The organism is Paenarthrobacter sp. 4246, from assembly GCF_040546855.1.
Classification (GTDB): Bacteria; Actinomycetota; Actinomycetes; order Actinomycetales; family Micrococcaceae; genus Arthrobacter.
The window spans coordinates 52431-77252 of the sequence record NZ_JBEPOP010000005.1 but is presented as its reverse complement, the minus strand read 5'-3'; the positions used below and the strand labels follow the sequence as shown (position 1 = coordinate 77252).

The 24822-nt window shown below is 63.8% G+C and carries 21 protein-coding genes and 2 tRNA genes; 16 read left to right on the top strand and 7 right to left on the bottom strand.

Translation table 11 applies throughout. From position 1 onward, the window contains the following. Positions 1-74: 74 nt before the first annotated feature. From ABIE35_RS10740 to ABIE35_RS10725, 4 genes are all read right to left on the bottom strand, one after another. On the bottom strand, positions 75-2543 hold the full coding sequence (locus ABIE35_RS10740; protein ID WP_354514791.1) for an ABC transporter permease: 2469 nt from the start codon (positions 2541-2543) through the stop codon (positions 75-77). Between the two features lie 2 nt (positions 2544-2545). Further along, the gene (locus ABIE35_RS10735; RefSeq protein ID WP_354514789.1) at positions 2546-3340 is read right to left on the bottom strand and encodes an ABC transporter ATP-binding protein; all 795 of its coding nucleotides are present in this window, start codon (positions 3338-3340) and stop codon (positions 2546-2548) included. An 88-nt stretch (positions 3341-3428) separates the two neighbouring features. After that, positions 3429-4142 (bottom strand): response regulator, encoded by a 714-nt coding sequence (locus tag ABIE35_RS10730; protein ID WP_354514787.1) that lies wholly within the window; start codon positions 4140-4142, stop codon positions 3429-3431. A 3-nt stretch (positions 4143-4145) separates the two neighbouring features. Next, the gene (locus ABIE35_RS10725) at positions 4146-5330 is read right to left on the bottom strand and encodes a sensor histidine kinase (protein ID WP_354514785.1); all 1185 of its coding nucleotides are present in this window, start codon (positions 5328-5330) and stop codon (positions 4146-4148) included. A 125-nt stretch (positions 5331-5455) separates the two neighbouring features. Here ABIE35_RS10725 and ABIE35_RS10720 point away from each other — a divergent pair, with 125 nt between their 5' ends. The 10 genes from ABIE35_RS10720 to ABIE35_RS10675 all read left to right on the top strand — a co-directional run bounded on the left by ABIE35_RS10720 (position 5456) and on the right by ABIE35_RS10675 (position 16188). Then, positions 5456-6508, top strand: a complete 1053-nt coding sequence (locus ABIE35_RS10720; protein ID WP_354514783.1) for a 3-isopropylmalate dehydrogenase — start codon at positions 5456-5458, stop codon at positions 6506-6508. Between the two features lie 120 nt (positions 6509-6628). Further along, the gene (locus tag ABIE35_RS10715; protein WP_354514782.1) at positions 6629-7741 is read left to right on the top strand and encodes a branched-chain amino acid aminotransferase; all 1113 of its coding nucleotides are present in this window, start codon (positions 6629-6631) and stop codon (positions 7739-7741) included. A gap of 516 nt (positions 7742-8257) precedes the next feature. Continuing rightward, positions 8258-9058 carry an MBL fold metallo-hydrolase gene (locus ABIE35_RS10710; protein WP_354515213.1) on the top strand — a complete coding sequence of 267 codons (801 nt, stop codon included), beginning with the start codon at positions 8258-8260 and terminating at the stop codon, positions 9056-9058. 23 nt (positions 9059-9081) lie between these two features. Next, a complete protein-coding gene (locus tag ABIE35_RS10705; protein ID WP_011775161.1) occupies positions 9082-9858 on the top strand; it encodes a fumarylacetoacetate hydrolase family protein in 777 nt (258 codons plus the stop codon). Between the two features lie 131 nt (positions 9859-9989). Continuing rightward, positions 9990-11510 carry a glutamate--tRNA ligase gene (gltX, locus tag ABIE35_RS10700; RefSeq protein WP_354514780.1) on the top strand — a complete coding sequence of 507 codons (1521 nt, stop codon included), beginning with the start codon at positions 9990-9992 and terminating at the stop codon, positions 11508-11510. A gap of 14 nt (positions 11511-11524) precedes the next feature. After that, positions 11525-12283, top strand: a complete 759-nt coding sequence (locus ABIE35_RS10695) for an HAD family hydrolase (RefSeq protein ID WP_354514778.1) — start codon at positions 11525-11527, stop codon at positions 12281-12283. 126 nt (positions 12284-12409) lie between these two features. Next, a tRNA-Gln gene (locus ABIE35_RS10690) sits at positions 12410-12481 on the top strand. A gap of 127 nt (positions 12482-12608) precedes the next feature. Continuing rightward, positions 12609-12684 (top strand) — tRNA-Glu (locus tag ABIE35_RS10685). Positions 12685-12790: 106 nt separating this feature from the next. Then, positions 12791-14572 carry a dynamin family protein gene (locus ABIE35_RS10680; protein WP_354514776.1) on the top strand — a complete coding sequence of 594 codons (1782 nt, stop codon included), beginning with the start codon at positions 12791-12793 and terminating at the stop codon, positions 14570-14572. Next, positions 14569-16188, top strand: coding sequence for a GTPase (locus tag ABIE35_RS10675; protein ID WP_354514774.1), 1620 nt, complete (start codon positions 14569-14571; stop codon positions 16186-16188). Before ABIE35_RS10680 ends, ABIE35_RS10675 begins: the two co-directional genes overlap by 4 nt. A gap of 11 nt (positions 16189-16199) precedes the next feature. Here the strand turns inward: ABIE35_RS10675 and ABIE35_RS10670 are convergent, their stop codons facing one another. Together ABIE35_RS10670 and ABIE35_RS10665 are read right to left on the bottom strand one after the other, a co-directional pair. After that, positions 16200-16736, bottom strand: a complete 537-nt coding sequence (locus ABIE35_RS10670) for a DUF1697 domain-containing protein (protein WP_354514772.1) — start codon at positions 16734-16736, stop codon at positions 16200-16202. 7 nt (positions 16737-16743) lie between these two features. Beyond that, positions 16744-17463, bottom strand: a complete 720-nt coding sequence (locus ABIE35_RS10665; RefSeq protein ID WP_014922101.1) for an IclR family transcriptional regulator — start codon at positions 17461-17463, stop codon at positions 16744-16746. 122 nt (positions 17464-17585) lie between these two features. On the opposite strand from ABIE35_RS10665, the gene leuC reads away from it, so the two are divergent. The 6 genes from leuC (at position 17586) to ABIE35_RS10635 (ending at position 24161) form a co-directional block, all read left to right on the top strand. Beyond that, a complete protein-coding gene (gene leuC / locus ABIE35_RS10660; RefSeq protein WP_354515212.1) occupies positions 17586-19037 on the top strand; it encodes a 3-isopropylmalate dehydratase large subunit in 1452 nt (483 codons plus the stop codon). Between the two features lie 10 nt (positions 19038-19047). Beyond that, a complete protein-coding gene (gene leuD, locus ABIE35_RS10655; RefSeq protein ID WP_089595454.1) occupies positions 19048-19656 on the top strand; it encodes a 3-isopropylmalate dehydratase small subunit in 609 nt (202 codons plus the stop codon). Positions 19657-19865: 209 nt separating this feature from the next. Beyond that, positions 19866-21191, top strand: a complete 1326-nt coding sequence (gene murA / locus ABIE35_RS10650; protein ID WP_089595453.1) for a UDP-N-acetylglucosamine 1-carboxyvinyltransferase — start codon at positions 19866-19868, stop codon at positions 21189-21191. Positions 21192-21202: 11 nt separating this feature from the next. After that, positions 21203-21976 carry a lysophospholipid acyltransferase family protein gene (locus ABIE35_RS10645; protein ID WP_354514769.1) on the top strand — a complete coding sequence of 258 codons (774 nt, stop codon included), beginning with the start codon at positions 21203-21205 and terminating at the stop codon, positions 21974-21976. Then, on the top strand, positions 21973-23025 hold the full coding sequence (locus tag ABIE35_RS10640; protein WP_354514768.1) for an NAD(P)H-dependent glycerol-3-phosphate dehydrogenase: 1053 nt from the start codon (positions 21973-21975) through the stop codon (positions 23023-23025). Before ABIE35_RS10645 ends, ABIE35_RS10640 begins: the two co-directional genes overlap by 4 nt. After that, a complete protein-coding gene (locus tag ABIE35_RS10635) occupies positions 23025-24161 on the top strand; it encodes a D-alanine--D-alanine ligase family protein (protein WP_354514766.1) in 1137 nt (378 codons plus the stop codon). Before ABIE35_RS10640 ends, ABIE35_RS10635 begins: the two co-directional genes overlap by 1 nt. Before the next feature lie 31 nt (positions 24162-24192). On the opposite strand, the gene ABIE35_RS10630 is transcribed toward ABIE35_RS10635, so the two are convergent. Further along, the gene (locus tag ABIE35_RS10630; protein WP_354514764.1) at positions 24193-24702 is read right to left on the bottom strand and encodes a DUF3515 domain-containing protein; all 510 of its coding nucleotides are present in this window, start codon (positions 24700-24702) and stop codon (positions 24193-24195) included. Between the last annotated feature and the right edge of the window lie 120 nt (positions 24703-24822).

Below are 24822 nucleotides of genomic sequence, written 5' to 3'. Positions count from 1 at the left end.
TCCCGTCAGTTTTACCGCGTGAAGTGAGAGAGCGATTCTCGTTTGACGTCGTGATGTGAGCGAGCCTTGATGGCTTAAGCGGTGGCCAGGCCCTCGACGGGGGAGAGGCGTGCGGCGCGCCGGGCCGGGATCACCGACGCCAGGAGCCCTGCCACCACAGCCACACCAAAGACCGCGGCCAGTTGCAGCCACGGTACGGCCGGAACAACGCTGGCTACGCCTCCCAGTGTTGCCTGCGCCCCCAGCCATCCGTAGACGATGCCCATGCCCGCACCCATGATGGCGGCCACCCCGGCAACGAGCACGGCTTCGATGGCCAGCATGCCGCGCAACTGGCCCTTGGTGAGGCCAAGGGCCCTGAGGAGGGAGTTCTCCCTGGTCCGTTCAAGGACCGAGAGGGACAAGGTGTTGGCCACGCCGATCAACGCAATCACCACGGCAATACCAAGCAGACCGGTGACGACCAACAAGAGCACATCAATGATGCTGTTAAACGTCACCCGCTCGATCGCGGCCCCGCTGACGGTTCGCTCCTGCACCCCCAATGCTGCCGCGATGTCTTTCTGGAGAGCCTGCACCCGGTCCGTGGACACGGAATCATCCAGTTTTACCCACACCATGGACGCAGTTTCCGGCAGCGGGGAAGCGGCGATGCTGGAGCTTTCCACGAACGCCGGGACGTGGCGGGTCCGCAGTACCTTGGCGTCCAGCGCAACCGTTCCCGCCGTCGTCGTGATGGTCGCGTTTCCTTCGGGTGAGTCTTCGGGAAGGTAGACCGTTCCCGAGGCTGGCTTCAGGTTGTTGTCCCGCAGCACGGAGGCAGCGTCTGCAGCGGAGATGCCGTAGATGATCATGCCGCCGTCCGGTGCAGCGGAATCGCTTAGCGTTCCTACAGGCTGCAGCATGACCGCAGCACTGACGCCGTCGAGCGCCTTGATCCTCGCGAGTGCCTGCCCGTGGTCGCCTGAACCATCCACTGCGGTCTGCGCCGACAGGTCCACAGGGTAGTTCTCAGCCAGGGTGTCGTTGAATGCCTGGCGGGATGTGGCCGCACCCGTCATCATGAGCGAGACCAGTGTGACGCCGATGAGCAGCGCGGCCGCGGTCGCGGAGGTGCGGGCAGGGTTGCGCGTGGCGTTCACGGCCGCGAGCTTGCCTGGCACTCCCGCGGGCGCGGCGAGCCTGCCGGCCAGGGCAACCACCGTGGGGATGAACAGCGTGGAGCAGAGGAGAATGCCCACGAACGAGGCAGCTCCGCCCAGCAGCGCAACGCCCAGCGATATGTTTACGCTGCCGTACACCAGCGCTGCCGCTCCCCCCAGCAGGGACACCAAGCCCAGGACAAGGCGTACCTTGCCGCGCTTGTTCCGGACGGACGCGTCATCGCTGGGCCGCAAGGCGGCAAGTGGTGCGACGGCGGTAGCCGCCTTGGCGGGAACCAACGCCGCCACCACGGTCAACAAGGTTCCTGCCACCAGACCGGCGATAATGGCCGACGGCGGTACAGCCAGCGTCGCGAAGGCTTGCTCAGGCTGGGACTTGGCCCAGGCGATCAGCCCGGTCATCAAGCCCGTGGCCGCCAGGACGCCCACCACAGAGGAAAGGAAACCGACCACCAGGGCTTCGAGCATGACGGAGCCACGGATTTGTGCCCGCCCGGCACCGAGGCAGCGCAGGAGTGCCAACTCCCTGGTGCGCTGTGCCACAAGAACGGAGAAGGTGTTGGCCACCACCAAAGTGGAGACGAGGATGGCCACCCCGGCGAACGCGAGCAGCACGATGGTCAGCTGGTCCTGCCCAGCACTCAGCATGGCAACAGTGGAGGTCACCTTCTCCTGGGCCGTTTCCAGCACAGGCCCAGTAGCCCCCGCAGCTTCCATGCGATGGGTGATGTACTCCTTGGCGGCGGCCACGTCCTCGCCGGGCTTGAGCGAGAACTGCACCCCCGTAAACCCCGCCCCGGCGTCCTGGACCGCGTTCAGGACAGCTTCCGAGGCAATCAACTGAGCTGCCGACGACGAGAACGGATCATTGGTGGCCTGAATGAGGCCCGTAATGCTCACCTTGGCGTTCTTGACCGGTCCGGCGCCGTGGAGCTCAAGCGTGCTCCCCACGGTCAGGCCAAGATGCCCGGCCGTTTTGACGTCGATCACAGCGTCCGAAGCCTTTGCCGGCATGGACCCCGACGACAGGACCGCGCCCTCCAACGAAGCGGGCGCCGCATTGCGCAACCGCCCATACTGCTCGCCGCCGCCGGCCTCGAACATGACATAGGTGGACCGCTCGGCGTAGCTGTCCTCCACTGAAGGAGCGGACGCGGCAGCCTCCACAGCTGCCTGGGTGAATGCTTCGCCGTTCCTGGACGTGGCAACAAGGTCAGCGTTTCGGTACGCCTCACCGATGCTGGCCCCCAAGGAGGCATTAGTGCTTGCACCCACCATCAGCGTGGCGGAGAGGAACATGACGGACAACATGACCGCGAGTCCGATGGCGACGAACCGCCGGAAATGCGTTGTCAGTTGGGAAACGGCAACACGCAGCATGCTCAGGCCCCCAGCTTGCCGAGGGCTGCCAGGACGGAGTCCGCGGTGGGATCGTGGATCTCGCCCACCAGGCCGCCGTCGCTCATCAGGACAACGCGGTCGGCATAGCTGGCGGCCACGGGATCATGGGTGACCATGATGATGGTCTGGCCCATCTCCTGGCTGCTCCGGCGGAGTAACGCCAGCACTTCGCCGCCGGCTTTGGAGTCGAGGTTTCCCGTGGGCTCATCGCCAAACACGACGTCGGGACGGGTCAACAGTGCCCGGGCTACTGCCACGCGCTGCTGCTGGCCACCGGAAAGCTCATGGGGACGGTGCTTCAGGCGGTCCTTCAGCCCAAGGGTGCCGACAACGGTATCCAGCCATTCGGCGTCGGCGGTGGTTCCCGCCAATGCGAGCGGAAGAGTCATGTTCTGTTCGGCCGTCAAGGTTGGCACCAGGTTGAATGCCTGGAAAACGAAGCCGATCCGCTCCCGGCGGAGCGCGGTGAGCTGGCGGTCGTTGAGGCCGGTCAACTCCGTGCCACCCAGGACGATGCGGCCGGAATCCGCCGTATCAAGGCCGGCAAGGCAATGCATCAGGGTGGACTTGCCCGAACCGGATGGCCCCATGATCGCCGTGAACTTTCCGGCGTCGAAGCTGACAGACACGTTGTTCAGTGCAGTGACGGTGGTATCGGCGCGACCGTAGCTCTTGGTCAGCTCATGGGCCTCGACGGCGGGTCGGGCGTGGGCATCATCGGACCCCGTGGGCCGATCTGTGCCTGACGGGTGGGAGAGGGGCGTGAAAGTTGTCATGGTTTCACGCTATGTTTTGCTGCACCTCTACGGGATCGGGCCAGGGGCCCATTGTCCGGCAAGCCTGCTCATACCGTGGTCTGAGCTGTCAGGTCCCCGGAGCTACGACGCCCGTCTCATAGGCGATGACCACCACCTGGACCCGGTCCCTGGCGCCTAGCTTGGCAAGAATGTGTCCCACGTGCGTTTTCACCGTGGCTTCAGAGAGGAACAATCCTGCCGCGATCTCGGGATTCGACTGACCCTGGGCGATGAGTTGGAACACCTCGCGCTCGCGGGCTGTCAGGCGTTCGACAGCGGCAGCGTGCTCAGTCTGCTGCGGGGTTTGCGTCCTCAGAAGCGGTGCCACATGATCCAGCAAACGGCGGGTGGTGGAGGGTGCGATCACAGCGTCCCCACGGTAGACGGTGCGGATGGCTTCCAGAAGTTCTTCAGGTGGCGCGTCCTTCAGGAGGAACCCGCTGGCGCCGGCCTGAATCGCGGCGAGCGCGTACTCGTCCAGATCGAAGGTGGTCAGGACCACGATCTTGATCTCCGCGCGTTGGGAACCGGCGGGCTGTGCCGCAGCCTGTTCCAGGATGCGGCGGGTCGCTTCGATGCCGTCCATCCCCGGCATGCGCACATCCATCAGGACAACATCGGCTGCGGTTGCACCCAGAGCCTGGACAGCCTCGATCCCGTTGCCGGCCTCGGCCACTACTTCAAGGTCCGGCTGCGAATTGATCAGCATGCCAAAACCCGAACGGACCAAGTGCTGGTCATCAACAAGCGCAACCCTGATGGGTGCAGGAACTTCTGCCATTGGTTAGGCCTCCGAATACGGGATGAAAGCGGACACGCGGAAACCGCCGCCCTGTTCAGGGCCTGCGGTCAAGGAACCATCGTAGAGCGAGACGCGCTCGCCCATTCCCAGCAATCCGTTGCCGCCACCGGCCGCCGGTGGATCGGCAGCGGCTCCCCGGCCGTCGTCGACGATGTCCAGCTGCAGGCCCCGGGCCTGCCACGTGAGGGTGACGCCCGCCGTCGCTTTTGGCCCGGCGTGTTTCATGACGTTGGTGAGGGCCTCCTGGATGATGCGGTACGCCGTGAGTTCGGCGCCCGCAGGCAGCGCCCGGCGGGGGATGCCGATTTGTTCGAAGGCCACTTGCAGTGTGGCGGCGCGGAAACCCAGGAGGAGTTCATCAAGGTCCGAAAGCCTGGGCTGCGGGCGGGTAGGGGAGTCGTCGTCGGAGCGAAGGACCCCCAGCAGCCTCCTCATCTCACCCAACGAGTCCCGGCCCGTGGCTGCGATCGTGGCGAGGGCTTCGGTGGCGAGTTCCGGTTTCGCTGCGGCTGCGTACCGGGCGCCATCGGCCTGTGTGATGATGACCGACAGTGAATGCGCCACAATGTCGTGCATTTCCCGGGCAATGTGGGAGCGTTCATCGGCAGCGGCCAGCTTTCGCTCCTGCAGCTGTTCGACTTCAAGCCGCCGGGTCCGGTCCTCCAGCGCCTGCAGCTGGAGCCTGCGCACCCTTGTCAGATCGCCCAGGGTCCAGCTCACCAGCACCAGCATCCAGATCAGGACCGTGTACAGGGCGCCAATTGTCAGTCCCATGATTCCTGATTCGACAGTGGTCGAATACAGCCTGGTGGTGAGCATGATGCCCCCCACCAGGCCGGCAATAAGGACAGTCCGGCTGGCCCACGCGGGTCCGTAGGCGGCAGTAGCGTAGATGACCAAGGGAACGGCGATTTGGCCGGCCACTGGTTCGGCGCCCACCGCCCACTGGATGAGGCAAACGAGGATGACGACGCCGGCCGCCGCGGCCGGGCGGGTGCGGCGCCAGGCGAGGGGAATCAGGAGGCTGCAGGACAAGAGGGACAGCCATGGCCGGTCGGCCAGTAGGTAGACCGGCCCGAAGAGGAGGATCAGCAGGCACGTTGCCGTCAGGTCGACGATGAAGCGGTTGATCCTGAACCATTCATAAACTGCGTGCCTTCTATCCACGCTTAGACTCTATGCGTTTGTCCCCGGAGCTGGCATCATGCTGTGGTCTGATCTGGAGCGGGAATGGGTGTTCGCAGAGTGAGACGATTTTGACCAGCATGTGGATTGCTTGGCTAGATAGAACCATGAGTGCAACGTCCATCAATCTCGCTGTCATCCCAGGCGACGGCATTGGCCCCGAGGTCATCGCCGAAGCTGTCAAGGTCCTCGAAAAGGCTGTAGCCGCAGAAGGCGTTGCTCTTGAGCTGACCAATTACAAGCTCGGTGCCCAGCACTGGCTTGAGACCGGCGAGACACTCCCGGATGGGGTCCTGTCGGACCTGCGCACCCGCGACGCCATTCTCTTTGGAGCAGTCGGCGCTGCACCGGGTGATACCCGGATTCCGTCAGGCATCATCGAGCGCGAAATGCTCCTCAAGCTCCGCTTCAGCCTGGACCACTACGTGAACCTGCGGCCCTCGCGACTGTACGGAACGGTCGGCAGCCCCTTGGCCAACCCCGGCGCCATCGATTTCATTGTGGTGCGCGAAGGGACCGAGGGCCCTTACGTTGGCAACGGCGGAACCCTGCGCGGCGGTACCCCCCACGAGGTAGCCACCGAAGTTTCCCTCAACACTGCCCACGGCGTAGAGCGCGTTGTCCGCGATGCGTTCCGTCGTGCCAACGATCGTCCGCGCAAGCACGTCACGCTCGTCCACAAGCACAACGTCCTGGTTTTTGCCGGGCACTTGTGGAAGCGCACCGTCGAAGCAGTGGCCCAGGAATTCCCTGACGTCACCCACGATTACTTGCACATCGACGCCGCCACCATCTTCATGGTGACCGAACCTTCCCGCTTCGATGTCATCGTCACCGACAACCTCTTCGGCGACATCCTCACCGACCTCGCTGCTGCCGTGACCGGCGGCATCGGCCTGGCGGCATCGGGCAACATCAACATGGACCGCACCGCGCCGTCCATGTTTGAGCCCGTCCACGGCTCCGCTCCGGATATCGCCGGACAACAAAAAGCCGATCCCACCGCGGCCATCCTCTCCGCAGTGCTCCTCCTGGACCACCTTGGCTACACCACGGCGGCCCGAAAGATTGAAGCGGCAGTCGTCGCCGACGTCGAAAGCCGCACCGGCGAGCCACGCAGCACAGCTGCCATCGGCGATGCCATTGCGGCCGCACTTTAGGCTCATTACTCAGGCGTAAGCTTGTCTTGAATTATTTACCTGCTTCCCTGGTCCATCGCTGAACCACACCCTTTTTGGGGACCCGGTTCGCCCTGCCAGGTAGCTGACTGTGGAGGAAACATGACTCAGACTGCCCATGGCGTCGAATTCAGCCAGCAGCTTTCGGAAACACCGAAGTCTGCTGAGGAGCGTGCAGCCGTCCTGGCGAACCCAGGCTTCGGCGACTACTTCACCGACCACACCGCCGTCGTCGACTACAAAGTTGACGCCGATGGCAATGGCGGTTGGCAGAATGCCCGGATCGAACCTTACGGACCGATTTCCCTGGATCCCTCAGCTGCAGTGCTGCACTACGGCCAGGAGATTTTCGAGGGCCTGAAGGCCTACCGCCACGCCGACGGTTCCGTCTGGACGTTCCGTCCCGAAGCCAACGCCGCGCGCCTGAACAAGTCGGCCCGCCGCCTCGCGCTGCCGGAACTGCCCGAGGAGTACTTCCTGGGCGCCATCCGTGAACTCGTCCAGGCTGACAAGGAATGGGTTCCCTCCGGCGACGGCGAGGCCCTCTACCTGCGTCCGTTCATGATCGCAACGGAGGCCTTCCTGGGTGTTCGTGCTGCCCGTGAAGTGTCCTTCCGCGTCATCGCTTCTCCTGCCGGCAACTATTTTGGCGGCGAGCTCAAGCCTGTCTCCATTTGGATCTCCCGCGAATACGCCCGTGCGGGCCGCGGTGGAACCGGTGCGGCCAAGTGCGGAGGCAACTACGCTGCCTCCCTGATTGCGCAGCAGGAAGCCGAAGCGAATGGTTGCAAGCAGGTACTGTTCCTGGACCACTTCAACGACGACGCCGTGGAAGAACTCGGTGGCATGAACGTCTTCTTCGTCATGAAGGACGGCTCACTGGTGACTCCCGCCCTCAGCGGCACGATCCTCGAGGGCGTAACGCGCATGTCCGTCATCCAGGTGGCCAAGGACATGGGCCGCGAGGTCTCCGAACGCAAGATCACCCTCGATGAGTGGCGCGACGGCGTGGCCTCCGGGGAAATCACCGAGGTCTTCGCCTGCGGCACCGCAGCCGTGATCACACCGATCGGTGTGCTCAAGGACGCCACGGAATTCATCGGCTCCGAAGACGCAAAGGCCGGCGACACCACCATGGCCATCCGCCAGCAGCTTCTGGGCATTCAGACCGGAACCGTCGAGGACACCCACGGCTGGCTGACCCGCCTGGTCTAGCAGGTAACAACCCACAACGCCCGACGGCGGCCCTTCCCTTGGTTATCAAGCGGAAGGGCCGCCGTTCTGCTCCCCGGACGCTCTCTCAGGTCCCTCGGGTTTAGGGCGGACGCTCTATCAGGTTCCTAGGGTTTGAGGCGGACGCTCTCTCAGGTTCCGCGGGTTTGGGGCGGACGCTCTCTCAGGTTCCAAGGGTTTGGGGCGGACGCTCTCTCAGGTTCCAAGGGTTTGGGGTGGCGCTCGCTCACGGGTTGAGGCCTGCTGCTGTGTTGTCTCTTCGAATCGATCCACTCTTGAGACTCTGTGAGAGAGGGTCGGCGGGGAGGGCGTGGGATGTGAGAGAGGGGGTCGGCGGGGAGGGCTGGGGATGTGAGAGAGGGTCGGCGGGAAGGGCGTGGGATGTGAGAGAGGATCGGCGGGGAGGGCTGGGGATGTGAGAGAGGGTCGGCGGGGAGGGCTGGGGATGTGAGAGAGGGTCGGCGGAGGTGTCAAGATGGGGGAGTGACTTCAGAATCAATGGCGGCTGCAGGCAACACTCCAAGCGATGGAACCTCTTCCCTGCAGCGAAGCAGTGCACTTACCCGCTTCCGGTTGGCCCCAAACCCCGGACCCATGAGTCTGGACGGCACTAACTCGTACATCATTGCTGCGCCGGGCTCAGGCCACGTGGCTGTGGTGGACCCGGGACCGGCCGATGAACGGCATCTGGCCGAACTCGCGGCGGCGGGCGCGGTAGATGTGGTGCTGATCACCCACCGCCACGCGGACCACACTGAGGCTTCGGCCCGTTTCCATCAGCTGACAGGGGCCCCGGTCCGGGCAGCATCCCCTGAGCATTGTCACGGGGGCGAGCCACTCTCGGACGGCGAAGCCCTGACGGCCGGCGGCGTTGAAATCCGCGTCGTTGCGACGCCGGGCCACACCTCCGATTCCGTATGCTTCCATCTCCCCGATGACGGCCCGCACGGCTCAGTCCTCACAGGGGACACCATTCTGGGACGCGGCACCACTGTTTTGGACTACCCGGATGGCAGGCTGGGGGACTACCTTGCGAGTCTGGACCGGTTGGAAGCCCTCGGCCCGGCAACGCTCCTGCCCGCGCACGGCCCCGTGCTGCCGGCCCTGGACGAGAAGTGCCGGGAGTACCGCGACCACCGGGAACAGCGCCTCGACCAGATCAGGACAGCGCTGAAAAGCCTCGGACAGGACGCTTCGATACCCGCCGTCACCGACGCCGTGTATCCCGACGTCGACCCTTCCGTCAGATGGGCGGCGGAGACTTCCGTGGCAGCGCAGCTGGATTACCTCCGGAGCTAAGGCCGGACGGTAGGCTTGAGCCCATGCGTATCGCCCGGTTTGTAGTTGATTCTGATCCCCTTTACGGTGTTGTCGAAGGTGAGCCCGGCAGTGAGGAAATCACTGTCATTAACGGCGACCCCTTCTTCAACGGCGTCGAACGTACCCATGTGAAGCACAAGCTCGAGGACGTGCGGCTCCTGGCGCCCATCATTCCCCGCAGCAAGGTCATTGGCGTCGGCCGGAACTTTGCCGAGCACGCAGCGGAACTCGGCAACGAAGTTCCCCAGCAGCCCTTGTTGTTCCTGAAGCCCAACACCTCGGTCATCGGCCCGAACGATCCCATCATCCTTCCTGAGTTCTCGGAGGAGGTCTCCTTCGAAGCGGAGCTGTGCGTGGTCATCGGCCGCATCTGCAAGGACGTCCCGGAGGACCGGGCGGACGACGTCATTTTTGGCTACACCTGCGGCAACGACCTCACCGCCCGCGACGTCCAGAAGACGGACCTCCAGTGGGCCCGCGCCAAGGGTTTCGACACCTCCGCGCCGCTGGGCCCTTGGATCGAAACCGAGCTCGACCACGAAGACCTGTCCATCCAAGGACGCCTTAACGGTGAACTCCGCCAGGACGGCAGCACCAACCAGATGATCCGCGGCGTCCGCGAACTCGTCTCGATCGTTTCGCACGCGTTCACCCTGCTCCCGGGCGACGTCATCATGACCGGTACCCCGGCAGGCGTCGGCTTGGTCAGCGAGGGCGACCGTTTCGAGGTGGAGATCGAAGGCATCGGCCGGCTGTCCAACCCAGTGGTTCGCCGCTAGGCTCCCAGCGAAACCTCAAAAAGCCAAGGCCCGACGGCGGCACTGACCTTTCGCGCGAAAGGTCAGTGCCGCCGTCGAGCGCTTCCAGCCGGGAAACCGGGGCGGTGCCAAGCGGTAAAGTTGGAACTACTATGACTACTGCTTCTGCGTCGAACGCTGCCTCCAGCGCCATCCCTGCCGTCAACGCCGAGACTCCGGTCCGCGTCCGCTTTTGCCCGTCGCCTACGGGAACTCCGCACGTTGGCTTGATCCGCACCGCCCTGTTCAACTGGGCGTATGCGCGCCACACCGGCGGCAAGCTGATCTTCCGCATCGAGGACACGGACTCTGCCCGTGACAGCGAGGAGAGCTATCACCAGTTGCTGGATGCCCTCAAGTGGCTCGGGATCAACTGGGATGAAGGCGTAGAGGTTGGCGGCCCGCACGAACCGTACCGCCAGTCCCAGCGCGGCGACATTTACCAGGACGTCATAGGCAAGCTCAAGGCCGGCGGCCACGTCTATGAGTCCTACTCCACTCCGGATGAAATCGAGGCCCGCCACAAAGCCGCAGGCCGCGACCCGAAGCTTGGCTATGACGGATTTGACCGTCACCTGACAGAGGAACAGCTGGCCCAGTTCAAGGCAGAAGGCCGCGAGGCTGTCCTGCGCCTCCGCATGCCGGACGAGGACCTGACCTTCAACGACCTCGTCCGCGGCGAGATCACTTTCAAGGCCGGCTCCGTGCCCGACTTCGCAGTGGTCCGCGCCAACGGCGCCCCGTTGTACACCCTGGTGAACCCGGTGGATGACGCGCTTATGGGAATCACCCATGTCCTTCGCGGCGAGGACCTCCTGAGCTCCACTCCGCGCCAGATTGCACTGTACCGCGCGCTCTACGCCATTGGTGTGGCCGAGTACATGCCGGAGTTCGGGCATCTGCCCTACGTCATGGGCCAGGGCAACAAGAAGCTCTCCAAGCGTGATCCCGAGTCCAGCTTGTTCCTGCACCGGGAGCGAGGCTTCATTCCCGAAGGCCTGCTGAACTACCTCTCCCTGCTGGGCTGGTCGCTGAGCGCAGATGAGGACATCTTCACCGTGGAACAGCTCGTGGCCAACTTCGACATCCACGATGTCCTGGGCAACCCGGCCCGCTTCGATATCAAGAAGGCCGAGGCCATCAACGGAACGCATGTCCGTTTGCTGGCGCCGGAGGACTTCAAAGAGCGTTTGGTCCCTTACCTCCGCGCTGCCGGGTTCGTAGGGGAGATCCTCACACCGCGGCAGGAAGAGATTCTTGCCGAGGCCGCCCCGCTGGTTCAGGAACGCATTACCCTCCTGGGTGAGGCTCCTGAGATGCTGGCGTTCCTCTTCAAGGCAGACGACGCCATTGACGTAGCAGATGACGCCCGGAAGGGACTCCCTGCCGACCTGGACGAGGTCCTCGACGCCGCCCTGGCAGCGCTGGAGCCCATCGAGGAGTGGACGGCTGAGAACATCCAGACGGCGCTGAAGCAGGCTCTTGTGGAGGACTTGGGCATCAAGCCCCGGGCCGCCTTCGGGCCTGTGCGCACGGCCATCTCCGGCCGCCGCATCTCTCCGCCGCTGTTCGAATCCATGGTGATCCTTGGTAAGGATTCATCCCTGGCCCGCGTTCGCGCTTTCCGCGGCTAAGGACGGCTTCAGTCATGGCAATCGCAAGCTCCTTCGGCACTATCCGCGGTGTCCTCTTCGACATCGATGACACCCTGGTGGACCTTGAGTACGCCATGACCACAGCCTTGCGTGACGTCAGCGAACATCTCCTGCCCGGCCTGGACCAGGCCGGGTGGGTGAAGTTCGGCCGCATTTTTACGCACGAGACCACGCATTTCTATGACCGGTACCTGGCCGGCGAGTTGACGTTCAATGAACAGCGGCTACTTCGCGGCAGGGCCGCGTTGGGTCACTTCGGTGTGGAACTTGGTGAAGGCGACGAGTCCCAGGCCTGGGTCTCTGAGTACCACCAGCGCCAGACGGCGTACGTGAGGGCCTTCGGCGACGTCGGAGACGTGCTGGATGCGCTCGACGCCGCCGGCATTCCCTATGGGGCCGTGAGCAATAACGTGCACGATTACCAGCGCGCCAAGCTGGACGGTGCAGGTCTTTCCAGGATCAAGGTTTTGGTTGGCACAGATACTGTTGGCGTGCCAAAACCGGATCCTGCCATTTACCTTGAGGGCGTGCGCCTTCTGGGCACGGCGGCGGGCGAGACTCTCTATGTCGGGGATAACAGGCTGCTCGACGCTGATGGCGCCACGGCGGCCGGGTTGATTGGCGTGTGGCTTAACAGGACCGGAGAAGTAGTGGAGGAGTTCACCGGACGCCAAGTGGACTCCCTGACGCAGTTGCTGGCCACAGCCCCAAGCACCGTTGAGGGCACGCATCCGGCCTTGCGAATCATGTGATGCAGGTAACGGCTTCCCGATTTGTGCAGGTGGCAAGACTCCGGTAGAGTCATTACTCGTGCTGAGGGGCACGGAGGGAAAAGCAGAGGGAAACCGAAGCGCGGAACTCCGGCCTGAAAGTCACTTTGGGATATGGTGTAATTGGCAACACTACGGTTTCTGGTACCGTCATTCTAGGTTCGAGTCCTGGTATCCCAGCTCTGAAAATCCGCGTGAATACGCCGGAAATTTGGAACCTTCAGGTCGCTGAAGCGATTTGGAGCGAAGCTGAAAGTATGAAATACTCATTCAGCTTGATCGCCGGAAACGGTGATAAAAAGTGCAAGGCCCCATCGTATAGCGGCCTAGTACGCCGCCCTCTCACGGCGGTAACGCGGGTTCGAATCCCGCTGGGGTCACCACTGAATCCCCCGGAACTACGGTTCCGGGGGATTTCTTTTTGCCTTCGTTGTGCCCATAGCGCCTGCCGAGCGCCCGGCACATGGATCGGGCTGGCATGATGATGCTGTGACCGCAAACGAAGACCCGGCAGCTATCCGGCAAACCCCCGTAGCTCAAGGTGCGGCCGCCGCCGTCGAGGCCTTGGAAGCTGCCCGCGCGGAGCTTGCGGCCACCACCCTTCCCCTCGCCGTGCCGGAGGCCCCGGAAGCCCGTCAATGGATTCGCGATTCTCTTGCGCAACTCGACGACTACGTCATCCCCCGCTACCGCAGCCTGGACGCGCCGCTGCTCGCCGTCGTTGGGGGTTCCACAGGTGCGGGGAAGTCAACGCTGGTCAACGCGCTGGTGGGCTATCCGGTGACCAGGGCCGGAGCCATCAGGCCCACCACTCGCCAACCCATCCTCCTGCATCACCCCAACGACGCCGGATGGTTTGAAGGCCACAGGATACTTCCCAGTTTGGACCGCATCCGAGGCACCGTGTCAACAAATCCGATGCCCGCCAACCAGACAGGTGCCGCGCCGGACGCCCACGCGATCACATCCTTGGTGTTGGTGGGGCATGACGCTGTGCCGCAGGGCATAGCGCTCCTGGACGCGCCGGACGTCGACTCGATCTCAGATGACAATCGCAGGCTCGCTGGACAGCTGCTCGCGGCCGCGGACCTTTGGGTGTTTGTCACCACGGCTAACCGCTACGCCGACGCCGTCCCCTGGCGGCTGCTCCTGGACGCGGCGTCTCGTGACATCACCGTAGCCGTGGTGCTGGACCGCGTGCCCCCGGCCGCGGAAGAAGAAGTCAGGACTGACCTTAAAGCCATGCTGGACCGGCAAGGGCTCAGTGGGGCGGAGCTTTTCGTCGTTCCTGAAAGTGCCTTGGACGGGCTGGGAATGCTGCCGGCGGAATCGGTGTCAGCGCTGCGTCAATGGCTGGGAGCCTTGGCAGCGAATGCGGCCGGAAGAGCGGACGTCGCACGGCGAACTCTTAATGGAGCTGTCAAAGCCGTCAGCGTCCGATTGGAGGGCATCGCTGATGCGGCTTCAGCCCAGGATGCCGCTGCGCACGAACTCCAGACCACCTGCGTTCAGGAGTATGAGCTGGCCCTCTCCCGCATTCTTGAGGCCACCAAGGACGGTGCACTGCTCCGCGGAGAGGTACTGGCGCGGTGGCAGGACTTTGTGGGCACTGGAGAATTCTTCCGGGCATTGGAGCAAAACATTGGGCGGATGCGGGACCGGGTGGGCGCTTTCTTCCGCGGGGAGCCGGCTCCCGCGGTGAAGGTGGAGACCGCCATCGAGACCGGGCTGCAGGCAGTAATCCTGGACGAGGCCGCCACCGCAGCAGAAAACGTGGACCGGCGCTGGCGTGCTGACTCTGCGGGCCGCCACCTCCTTGGCGCCGATGATCTGTCGGGGACAAGCGAGGGCTTCGATGCGAAATCCGCCGCTGCCATCCGGACCTGGCAGGAAGGCCTGATGGAGATGATCCGCACCCAGGGGCAAGGGAAACGGACCCAGGCCCGCTGGCTGTCCTTTGGCGTCAACGGCCTGGGTGCAGCGCTCATGGTGGTGGTGTTTTCCATGACCGCAGGCTTAAGTGGGCTGGAGATCGGCATCGCCGGCGGCACGGCAGTAGTCGGCCAGAAGCTTTTGGAAGCCGTGTTCGGTGAGGACGCCGTGCGTCGCCTGGCGCAGCAGGCGCGGGATGACCTGCATACGCAGTGCCAACGGCTGTTGGACGATGAACGGCTGCGTTTCCTCGACCGCCTTGAAGCGGCGCACCCAAGCTCAGGGACCCAGTTGGCCCGGCATGCCAAGACCCTTCGCCGCCTGGCGGGGGCCGTATGAGCCGCCACGGCCAGGTCCGCGAGGCATCCCAACTGCAGCGCCGGCTCGAGGCGCTGAACACGGCCCGCGAACTCGCTGAAGGCGTGCTTCCGGACGAAAACCTGCAATCGGTCTATGACGTCCTGGAGCGTGCCACCTCCAGGCGCTCATTGTCGGCCGGGCACACCGTGGTGGGTTTCTTTGGGGCGACGGGCAGCGGTAAGTCTTCACTTTTCAATGCCGTTTCCGGCAGCGGGCTCGCCACCGCGACGGCGCGACGCCCCACCACCTCAGCCCCGTTGGCGGGAATTTGGGGTGAGGACGGCAGCGGCCCGTTGCTCGACTGGCTGGACGTCAAGGAACGGCATCCGCTGCCCCCTGTCCCGGGACTGGCCGATGCAGACACAGGCCTGGTGCTCCTTGACCTGCCGGACTTCGACTCCACCAGGGTGGAAAACCGGGAGGTCGCCCAGCGCATGGTGGGCATGGTGGATGTCCTCGTCTGGGTACTGGACCCGCAAAAGTACGCTGATGCCGCCGTGCATAATGACTTCCTTCGGCCCATGGCCTCCCATGGCGCCGTCACCCTGGTGGTTCTGAACCAAATGGACAAGCTCAACGCAACAGATGCTTCTGCGGTGATGCAATCGCTGGAGGGCATCCTGGAGCGTGACGGACTGGGGGCAGTCCGCGTAGTGGGTGCGTCAGCAATAACCGGCGACGGCGTCCCCGCCGTCCGTGCTGCCATCAGGAACGTCGTGGTCCAACGCGAGGCAACAACGCGGAGGCTGGCGGCCGACGTCGTCAAGGCCGGCGCCGAACTCGCCCACGCGTCCGGCGAAGGTGAAGCCCATGGCATTACTGCAGGCGCCAAATCGCGGCTTGCATCAGAACTGGCGACGGCGGCCAACGTGCCGGTGGTGGTGGACGCCGTCCAGCGGTCCTTCAAGAGGGAATCGGCTCGAAGGACTGGATGGCCTGTGACGCGCTGGCTGTTGCGCTTCCGTCCGGACCCCTTGCGGAGGCTGAACCTGCGGCGGGAGGACACCAGGCCCGAACTCAGCCGGACATCGTTGCCGCCCGCCGGTGCACCGGAGCGCGCACGGACCGATGCTGCTGTACGGGACTTTGCGGACGAAGCATCCGCCGGCGCTCCGGGACCGTGGCGGGCAGCCATTCGCGCCGTGGCTCGGGACGGCCGGGAGCAGTTGCCCGACGCTTTGGATCAAGCCATCGCCGGCACTGACCTGAAGGCCGCGCAGCGGCCACTGTGGTGGTCGTTGTTCAACACGCTCCAATGGCTGGCATTCGTCCTTGCCGTGGGAGGCCTGGGGTGGCTGGGGGTGTTGGCCGTTCTCGGATACTTCCAAATGCCGGTGCCGGAGGTTCCCCGAACGGAAGGGTGGCCGTGGCCAACCCTCATGGTCGCTGGGGGAGTGGGGCTGGGGATCGTCCTTGCCATCACAGGCAGGATTCTTGGAGGCTGGGCTGCGCGAGTCAGGGCGTCGGGGGCAGCGAAGCGCTTGAAGGCCGCTGTGGCATCAGTAGCCGAGCAGAGAGTCGTGGAGCCTGTTGAGGTGGAAATTACGCGCTTGAAAGCGTTCAATGCGGCACTGAAGGCGGCGCGCTCCAAGTAGTGGAGTGCAGCTTAGAGGGCCGCTGCGGCGTCCCGGACCTTGATGAGGGTGCGCAGGTTCCTGGTGGTGGTGCCGGCTTTGTAGCGGGCTTTGGCGGAGAGATTGCTGAACGGGCTGTCCAGGGTGCCGCCGGCGGGTGCCAGCCACGCGGACGCTTCGGGGCCCAGGCGTGCCTGCTCGACGCCGCCCAGGGCAGCACCTGCTTCGAAGAGTTCATCTAGCATCGCAGTATCGGAGGCAAGAGTGATGTAGCTGTGGGTGGATTTGTCATCTGCCGGGTAGGGGCAAGCCTCCACGAGTTCGGCCACCCTTGCTGCCGTGAGGACCACCACCCAGGCGTCGTAGCCGAAGGTCTTCCGCAGGCACTGCTCGAACTGCGCCTTGACCTCTTGGGCCTTGAGCTCGCTCTGCAGCACCACGTTTCCACTGGCCAGGAGGGTTTTGACCTTGCCGAACGGGTAGTCCTTGAGTGCAGCCTTGAGGTCGGCCATCTTGATGTTGATGCCACCAACATTGATACCGCGGAGGAAGACGGCGTAGTTGTCCATACCGTACCTAGTCGTTGTTCTTTCGCAGGGCTTCCGTCAGCACCCGGGCGGCGTTGCAGACTACTTCGGCGTGCAGGCGGCCCGGCTGGCGGGTAAGCCGCTCAATGGGACCCGAAATCGACACAGCCGCAATAACCCGGCCGGACGGTCCACGAACGGGGGCAGAGACCGAGGCGACCCCAGGCTCGCGTTCCCCGAGGCTCTGACCCCAGCCCCGACGTCGTACTCCTGCCAGTACGGTGGGCGTAAAGCGGGCGTTTTGCAGCCCTTCAAGAAGGCGGTCGTGGTCCTCCCACGCCAGCAGGACCTGGGCGGCGGAGCCGGCCTTCATGGACAGTTGCGTGCCCACCGGGATGGTGTCGCGCAGGCCGATGGGACGTTCGGCTGATGCGACGCAGACGCGCCAATCGCCCTGCCTGCGGAAAATCTGGGCACTCTCACCTGTGGCGTCGCGTAACTGGATCAGGACCGGTCCCGCGGAAGCGATCAGCCGGTCTTCGCCTGCAGCCGAGGCCAACTCCACGAGCCTGCTTCCCAGGACGAAGCGTCCTTGGATGTCGCGGCTCACCAGCCGGTGGTGGACCAGCGCCAGCGCGAGGCGGTGAACCGTAGGCCGGGCAAGGCCCGTAGCGGCTACAAGTTGCGCGAGTGTCGTGGGCCCGGCTTCGAGTGCATCAAGTACTTGGGCCGCTTTATCAATGACACCGACTCCACTAGAATTGTCCATGTAATGATATTGCCGTCTCAATATCTGAGATGCAAGTTCTTTCGCTGGCCTATTTCGCAGCGATGCTGCTTCAGTGGACCAAGAACAACGCAACAAGCCAACGCAGTGAAGGGAGTAAGGCCGTGGGAAAGACACTGGCCGAGAAAGTCTGGGACGCGCACGTAGTGCGCAAAGGTGAAGGCGAAGGAGCCAACGCCCAGCCCGATCTTCTCTTCATCGATCTTCACCTGGTTCACGAAGTGACCTCACCGCAAGCCTTTGAGGGCCTGCGTTTGGCTGGCCGGCAGCTGCGCCGCGTTGACCTCACCATTGCCACGGAGGACCACAACACCCCCACGCTGGACATCGACAAGCCAATTGCCGACCTCACCAGCCGCACCCAGATTGAAACCCTGCGTGCCAACTGCAAGGAATTCGGCGTCCGCCTGCACTCCCTGGGTGACAAGGAGCAGGGGATCGTGCACGTGGTCGGCCCGCAGCTGGGCCTGACCCAGCCGGGCATGACCGTCGTCTGCGGCGATTCCCACACTTCAACCCACGGGGCCTTCGGCGCCTTGGCCATGGGTATTGGTACGTCCGAGGTTGAGCACGTCATGGCAACGCAGACGCTGTCCCTGAAGCCGTTCAAGACCATGGCCATCAACGTCGAAGGCACCTTGCGTCCGGGCGTGACGGCCAAGGACATCATCCTCGCGGTCATTGCCAAGATCGGCACAGGCGGCGGCCAGGGATATGTCCTGGAATACCGCGGTTCGGCTATTCGGGCCCTGTCCATGGACGCCCGCATGACCATCTGCAACATGTCCATCGAGGCAGGCGCCCGGGCGGGCATGGTGGCTCCGGACCAGACCACCTATGACTACATGCAGGGCCGCCCCCACGCACCGGAAGGTGCCGACTGGGATGCGGCCGTCGAGTACTGGAATACGCTCAACACCGACGCCGACGCCACCTTTGATGTTGAGGTTGACCTGGACGCGGACACCCTGGAGCCGTTCGTGACCTGGGGTACCAATCCCGGCCAGGGCGTTTCCCTCTCGGCGAAGGTGCCCTCCCCGGAGGACTTCGGTGACGAGAACGCGAAGGCCGCGGCCGAGCGGGCGCTCCAGTACATGGGCCTGGAAGCCGGCACGCCCATGAAGGACATCCGTGTGGATACCGTCTTCCTGGGATCCTGCACCAACTCCCGGATTGAGGACCTCCGCGTTGCCGCCGACATCATCCGCGGCCGTGAGAAGGACCCCAACGTCCGTATGCTGGTTGTCCCCGGATCGGCCCGGGTCCGGCTGGAGGCCGAAGCTGAAGGCCTGGACAAGGTTTTCAAGGAATTCGGTGCCGAATGGCGTTTCGCCGGCTGCTCCATGTGCCTGGGCATGAACCCGGACCAGTTGGAGCCGGGGGAGCGCTGCGCGTCAACGTCCAACCGCAACTTTGAAGGCCGCCAGGGCAAGGGGGGCCGCACGCACCTGGTCTCACCTGTCGTTGCCGCAGCCACGGCTGTGCGCGGCACGCTGAGCTCGCCGTCGGACCTGGAGTCCGTCACGGCCGGCAGCCTGACCGGAACCGCAGTCTAGGAGGATCACCATGGAAGCATTCACTACCCACACCGGCATCGGCGTGCCGCTGCGCCAAAGCAACGTGGACACCGACCAGATCATCCCTGCTGTCTACCTCAAGCGCATCACGCGAACAGGCTTCGAAGACGCACTCTTCGCCGCCTGGCGGAAGGATGATTCCTTTATCCTCAACCAGGCCCCGTTCAACGCCGGTTCGGTCCTGGTGGCCGGACCGGACTTCGGCACGGGTTCATCCCGCGAGCACGCCGTCTGGGCGCTGAAAGATTACGGTTTCAAAGCCGTATTGTCTTCCCGCTTTGCCGATATTTTCCGGGGAAACTCCGGTAAACAGGGTCTGCTCGCCGCGCAGGTCGCGCAGGATGACATTGAGCTCATCTGGAAAGTGCTGGAGAACGCTCCCGGTACCGAAGTCAAGGTTGACCTTGTCAGCAAGACCGTGGAGTGCGGCAACATCGTGGCTCCGTTCGACATTGACGACTACACCCGTTGGCGCCTCCTGGAGGGCCTCGATGACATCGGCCTGACACTTCAGCATGAAGAAGACATCACCGCCTACGAGGCCACGCGTCCTTCCTTCAAGCCCAAGACGCTTCCTGCGAAGGTTCAAGCTGGATAGCGCCGCCGTCTGAGGCCGCAGAGCTGCAGATTATGGACCGGCGGGCACCCTGAGGGAGTGCCCGCCGGTCCTTTTTCGTCAACGTTCAACTGATGCCTGAAGCTCGCGGCGCCGGGTGCGTCCATTTCGGTTCGGTAACGCGAGCTTCTATGCTTAGCTGGAGCCTTTGTAAGTTTGGGGGGCGAGTAGTCGTGAGGAAACCGGTATAGATGAGTAGTGTTCTGACAATCCGCGGTGGCGTCCCCTTAACAGGACGAGTGACCGTTCGCGGTGCCAAGAACCTGGTGCCCAAGGCCATGGTGGCGGCGTTGCTGGGCAGCGAACCATCGGTGCTGAGGAACGTGCCGGAAATCAAGGATGTAGAGGTTGTTACCAGCCTGCTGCAGTTGCACGGTGTGACAGTGGTGAAGGATCCGGTAACGGGTGACCTCACCCTTGACCCGAAGGATGCCAAGACTGCGTCCAGTACCGCCATTGACGCCCACGCCGGGGATTCCCGGATTCCCATCCTGCTGTGCGGGCCCTTGATCCATGCCATTGGCGAGGCCTTCATCCCTGACCTGGGTGGCTGCAAAATTGGCGACAGGCCCATCGATTACCACCTGAACGTGCTCCGCCAGTTTGGTGCAGTCGTGGAAAAGCGCCCGGGCGGAATCCACATCTCCGCACCGCATGGCCTCCATGGAGCCAAAATCTCCCTTCCGTATCCATCGGTAGGTGCCACGGAGCAGGTGCTGCTGAGCGCAACGCGAGCTGAGGGCATCACTGAGCTCATCGGCGCCGCAACTGAGCCCGAAATCATTGACCTCATTGCTGTCCTGCAGAAAATGGGCGCCATCATCAGCGTCCAGACTGACCGCACCATCAGGATTGAAGGAGTCAAGGATCTCCGCGGGTACAACCACCGTGCTCTCCCGGACCGCAACGAGTCCGCGTCCTGGGCGTCCGCTGCGTTGGTGACCAGGGGCGACATCTTCGTTGAAGGCGCGTCGCAGCGGGACATGATGACCTTCCTGAACACCTACCGCAAAGTGGGTGGCGGCATGGACATCGGCGACGACGGCATCCGCTTCTACCACCAGGGCGGAAAGCTCTCCCCGTTGGTCCTGGAGACGGACGTGCACCCCGGTTTCATGACGGACTGGCAGCAGCCCCTGGTCGTGGCCCTGACACAGGCAGAAGGCGTGTCGATCGTCCACGAGACCGTCTACGAAAACCGGTTCGGGTTTACTGATGCGTTGGCCCGGATGGGAGCGAACATTCAGGTGCATCGCGAGTGCTTGGGCAGTGTCCCGTGCCGGTTCGGCCAGCGGAACTTCCTTCACTCCGCTGTCATCTCAGGACCAACCCCGCTCCGGGGTACCGACATCGACATCCCGGACCTTCGCGGTGGCTTCAGCCACCTCATCGCGGCGCTGGCAGCCACTGGTACCTCCAGGGTGACAGGCATCGACATCATCAACCGCGGTTACGAGCGCTTTACCGAGAAGTTGGCCGGCCTGGGCGCCGACTTCGATATCACCACCACCAAGTAGCGGGGGATCCCTTGAAGGAATCGGCCAAGAGCCGTGCCACGTTCGTGCTGCTGGCGGGCATCGCACGCCCGTTGATGAACCTCCTGATGGCCAAAAAGTGGGAAGGTGTTGAGAACCTTCCGCCCGGCGGTTTCATTGCGGCGCCAAACCACTGCACCGAGATCGACCCCATCGTGATCGGGCACATGGTGTACAACCAGAAGCGTCCGCCGCACTTCCTGGCGAAGAAGGGCCTCTTCAAGGTGCCCGTACTTGGGGCCCTGCTGAACGCCACCAAACAGATACCCGTTGAACGATCGACGGCGGGTGCGAACCGCTCGCTGCAGGTCGCCAAGGAGGTGGTTGATGCCGGCGGTGCCATCATTATCTACCCCGAAGGCACCCTGACCCGCGATCCCGACCTTTGGCCCATGAAAGGGCATACAGGGGCTGCCCGGCTCGCCTTGCAGACCGGTGCGCCCGTAGTGCCTATGGCGCACTGGGGTGCGCAGGATGTCTTCCCGCGGTATGCCAAGCGGTTCCACCTTTTCCCGCGCAAAACGGTTCGGGTGCTTGTCGGGAAACCGGTGGACCTCAGTGCCTTCGCGGACCGGCCGATGGACCGCGCCACGCTGACCGAGGCAACTGAGGTCATCATGGACGCCATCACCGCGCTGCTGGCGACACTCCGCAACGAGCCCGCTCCTGCTGAACGCTGGGATCCGGCTGTTCACAAACAGTCAAAGCACGGCCGTTTCGTTGAGCGCGGACCCTCCGAGGCGCCGGAACCGGAGGACGGCAAGTGACCATTCTCCAGAGCCCCGTCCACGTACCGGACATTGTGGCGGTTTTGGGTGCCGGATCGTGGGGCACCACGTTTGCCAAAATCCTCGCCGACGCCGCGGAGGCTGCCGGCGCTGAACGCAGCATCCGGATCTGGGGCCGCCGTCCCGAGGTGGTGGAGCAGATCAATTCGCTGCATCGCAATGCCCAGTACCTGAAAGACATTGAGCTTCCCGCAACCATCACCGCGTCCACGGACGTAGCGGAGGTGCTGAAGGACGCCACGTTGGTGATCCTCGCCGTTCCGGCCCAATCCTTGCGTCCGCAACTGGGCGAGTGGAAGCCCTTGCTGGCCCCCGATGCCGTGGTGGTGTCCCTGATGAAGGGTCTGGAGTTGGGGACTGACGCGCGGATGAGCGAGGTCATTGCGCAGGAACTGGGCCTTCCCGCGTCCCGTGTAGCAGTGGTTTCCGGTCCCAACCTGGCGATGGAAATCGCCAGGGAGCAACCAACTGCATCCGTGGTTGCCTGCAGCGACGCTGATACCGCCGCCGCGATCGCGTTGTCCTGCACCGCGCCGTACTTCCGGCCGTACACCAGTACGGACGTTGTTGGTGTTGAGATCGGCGGAATCGTCAAGAACGTCATTGCCCTTGCCGTGGGCATATGCGAAGGCAGGCAGATGGGCGACAACACCAAAGCTTCGGTGATCACCCGGGGACTCGCAGAGACCTCCCGGCTTGCCCTGGCACTCGGCGGTGAAGCCCACACCATGGCCGGCCTGGCCGGCTTGGGCGACCTTGTGGCCACCTGTTCATCGGCGTTGTCGCGCAATCACACTGCCGGCCGTTTGCTCGGAGAAGGGCTCAGCCTGGAACAGGTCGCAGAACAGATGACGCAGACCGCCGAAGGCATCAAATCCGGCCCTGCCGTGCACGAGCTTGCCGGCAAGTTGAACGTTGAAATGCCCATTACGGCAGCCGTGGTAGCGGTGCTGGAAGGCAGAATGTCCGTTGATGACCTGGGGCCACGTTTGCTGGCCCGGGCACTGAAGTCCGAAGGCGACTACTGATGGTGACAGATCACTCCACCCCTGCAACCGGCCGCCCCCGCGTAGCGGTTCTCTTTGGCGGACGCTCCAGCGAACACGCCGTCAGCTGCGTCACCGCCGCCGGCGTGATGGGGGCCATCGATAAGAGCAAGTACGAGGTCATTCCCATCGGCATCGCCAAATCAGGACAGTGGGTCCTGGCCTCGGGCGACACCAGCCAGTGGTCCTTGAGTTCCGCAGCGCTTCCTGAGGTGGCGCCGTCGGGAAAGACCGTGACGTTGGCCGAAGTGGGCGGCGAGCACCAGTTGATCGTGACCCAGCCCAATGCCGTGCCACAGGAGCTCGGATCCGTGGACGTGGTCTTCCCGCTGCTTCATGGGCCGTGGGGTGAGGACGGAACCATCCAGGGCCTCCTGGAACTCTCCGACACGCGTTATGTTGGCGCCGGAGTTCTGGCCTCCGCAGTGGGGATGGACAAGCACTTCATGAAGGTGGTGTTCGAGTCCGCCGGCCTGAGCGTTGGACCGTACATTGCAGTGACGGACCGCCAATGGCTGACCGACGCCGAGGCTGTCAGGAAGCGGGTCGACAAGCTCGGGTTCCCCGTGTTCGTTAAGCCTGCCCGCGCAGGTTCGTCCATGGGAATCTCGAAAGTGGATTCCCTGGAGGGCCTGGACGCCGCGATTGAAGAAGCCCGCCGCCATGACCTTAAGCTGGTGATCGAGGCCGGGATTGAGGGCCGCGAGATTGAATGTGCCGTCCTCCAGGGGCGGGGCACCGACGCGCCCCGAACGTCCATGCCCGGTGAAATTGCGGTGGCAGCGGGGGAGCACCAGTTCTATGACTTCGCTGCCAAGTACGTCGAAGACGGTGCGGCCGCACTGAGCTGCCCGGCCGATATGCCGGAAGAAGCCATCAGCCGTGTGCGTGAACTGGCTGCTGTGGCTTTTGATGCGGTGGGAGCCGAAGGCCTCAGCCGCGTGGACTTTTTCTATACCCCTGCCGGTGAGCTGATCATCAATGAGATCAACACCATGCCGGGTTTCACACCCAAGAGCATGTACCCGCAAATGTGGGCGGCGTCAGGTCTGGCCTACGGCGAGCTGATCGACGAACTGATTCATCTGGCGCTGACCCGCAAGACCGGCCTGCGCTGACCAGTGGCCTGCTGACCGTGTCCGGCCGGTACTACTTGCCGGCCGGCAGGTTCTGCAGGTCTTCCTGGCCCACGCACTTGCCGGTTGCCTTGATCTTGCCCACCGCGGCCGCGAGTTCAGTGAGCACCGTCGCGGAGCTGATGTTCGCCGCTTCCAACTTGACCGGATCAATCAGGATCTCGGTGGCCGGTTCGCGGCCAAACGTGGTCAGGGTGTACACGGGATCGCCTTCTTTGATGACCCAATCGATGTCATTGACGCTCACGCAGCGGTCTGTGGTGGGCCCGGGAACATTCACTCCGCACCGGAGGATGACCTGCGACGGCTCGCCCCATGCTGCCGTGGCCTGGCTGTTGGTCTTGCGGAGTGCGGCGTCGCCGATCTGGTCGGGGAGGGCAACCATCATCGGGGCGCAGGCAGGATTGGCGGCGTCGGTGGCGGCCATGACATCAACGGCAGGGGAACAAGCCGACAAAGCGAGGACGGACACAGCGGCCATGGAAACGGCCAGGGCTGTCCGGCGGAGGGTCTTTTGGTGCATCCATCCAGCCTATCCCGCGCTGGCTGCCCGGCAGATTCATGTATCCCCGGTCACATTCACGCGCGTGCTTCGCGACAAGTGGACGGCACTATTCTGTCAGTGGATCGCGATAGCGTAGAG

What these genes read in the sequence shown, in the direction of transcription:
- ABIE35_RS10675 (WP_354514774.1), top strand. Translation starts at nt 14,569, where the DNA reads ATGAGCCGCCACGGCCAGGTCCGCGAGGCATCCCAACTGCAGCGCCGG.
- ABIE35_RS10705 (WP_011775161.1), top strand. Translation starts at nt 9,082, where the DNA reads ATGCGTATCGCCCGGTTTGTAGTTGATTCTGATCCCCTTTACGGTGTT.
- leuD (WP_089595454.1), top strand. Translation starts at nt 19,048, where the DNA reads ATGGAAGCATTCACTACCCACACCGGCATCGGCGTGCCGCTGCGCCAA.
- murA (WP_089595453.1), top strand. Translation starts at nt 19,866, where the DNA reads ATGAGTAGTGTTCTGACAATCCGCGGTGGCGTCCCCTTAACAGGACGA.
- ABIE35_RS10635 (WP_354514766.1), top strand. Translation starts at nt 23,025, where the DNA reads ATGGTGACAGATCACTCCACCCCTGCAACCGGCCGCCCCCGCGTAGCG.
- ABIE35_RS10665 (WP_014922101.1), bottom strand. Translation starts at nt 17,463, where the DNA reads ATGGACAATTCTAGTGGAGTCGGTGTCATTGATAAAGCGGCCCAAGTA.
- ABIE35_RS10715 (WP_354514782.1), top strand. Translation starts at nt 6,629, where the DNA reads ATGACTCAGACTGCCCATGGCGTCGAATTCAGCCAGCAGCTTTCGGAA.
- ABIE35_RS10630 (WP_354514764.1), bottom strand. Translation starts at nt 24,702, where the DNA reads ATGCACCAAAAGACCCTCCGCCGGACAGCCCTGGCCGTTTCCATGGCC.
- ABIE35_RS10710 (WP_354515213.1), top strand. Translation starts at nt 8,258, where the DNA reads ATGGCGGCTGCAGGCAACACTCCAAGCGATGGAACCTCTTCCCTGCAG.
- ABIE35_RS10720 (WP_354514783.1), top strand. Translation starts at nt 5,456, where the DNA reads ATGAGTGCAACGTCCATCAATCTCGCTGTCATCCCAGGCGACGGCATT.
- ABIE35_RS10735 (WP_354514789.1), bottom strand. Translation starts at nt 3,340, where the DNA reads ATGACAACTTTCACGCCCCTCTCCCACCCGTCAGGCACAGATCGGCCC.
- ABIE35_RS10730 (WP_354514787.1), bottom strand. Translation starts at nt 4,142, where the DNA reads ATGGCAGAAGTTCCTGCACCCATCAGGGTTGCGCTTGTTGATGACCAG.
- ABIE35_RS10695 (WP_354514778.1), top strand. Translation starts at nt 11,525, where the DNA reads ATGGCAATCGCAAGCTCCTTCGGCACTATCCGCGGTGTCCTCTTCGAC.
- ABIE35_RS10670 (WP_354514772.1), bottom strand. Translation starts at nt 16,736, where the DNA reads ATGGACAACTACGCCGTCTTCCTCCGCGGTATCAATGTTGGTGGCATC.
- ABIE35_RS10740 (WP_354514791.1), bottom strand. Translation starts at nt 2,543, where the DNA reads ATGCTGCGTGTTGCCGTTTCCCAACTGACAACGCATTTCCGGCGGTTC.
- gltX (WP_354514780.1), top strand. Translation starts at nt 9,990, where the DNA reads ATGACTACTGCTTCTGCGTCGAACGCTGCCTCCAGCGCCATCCCTGCC.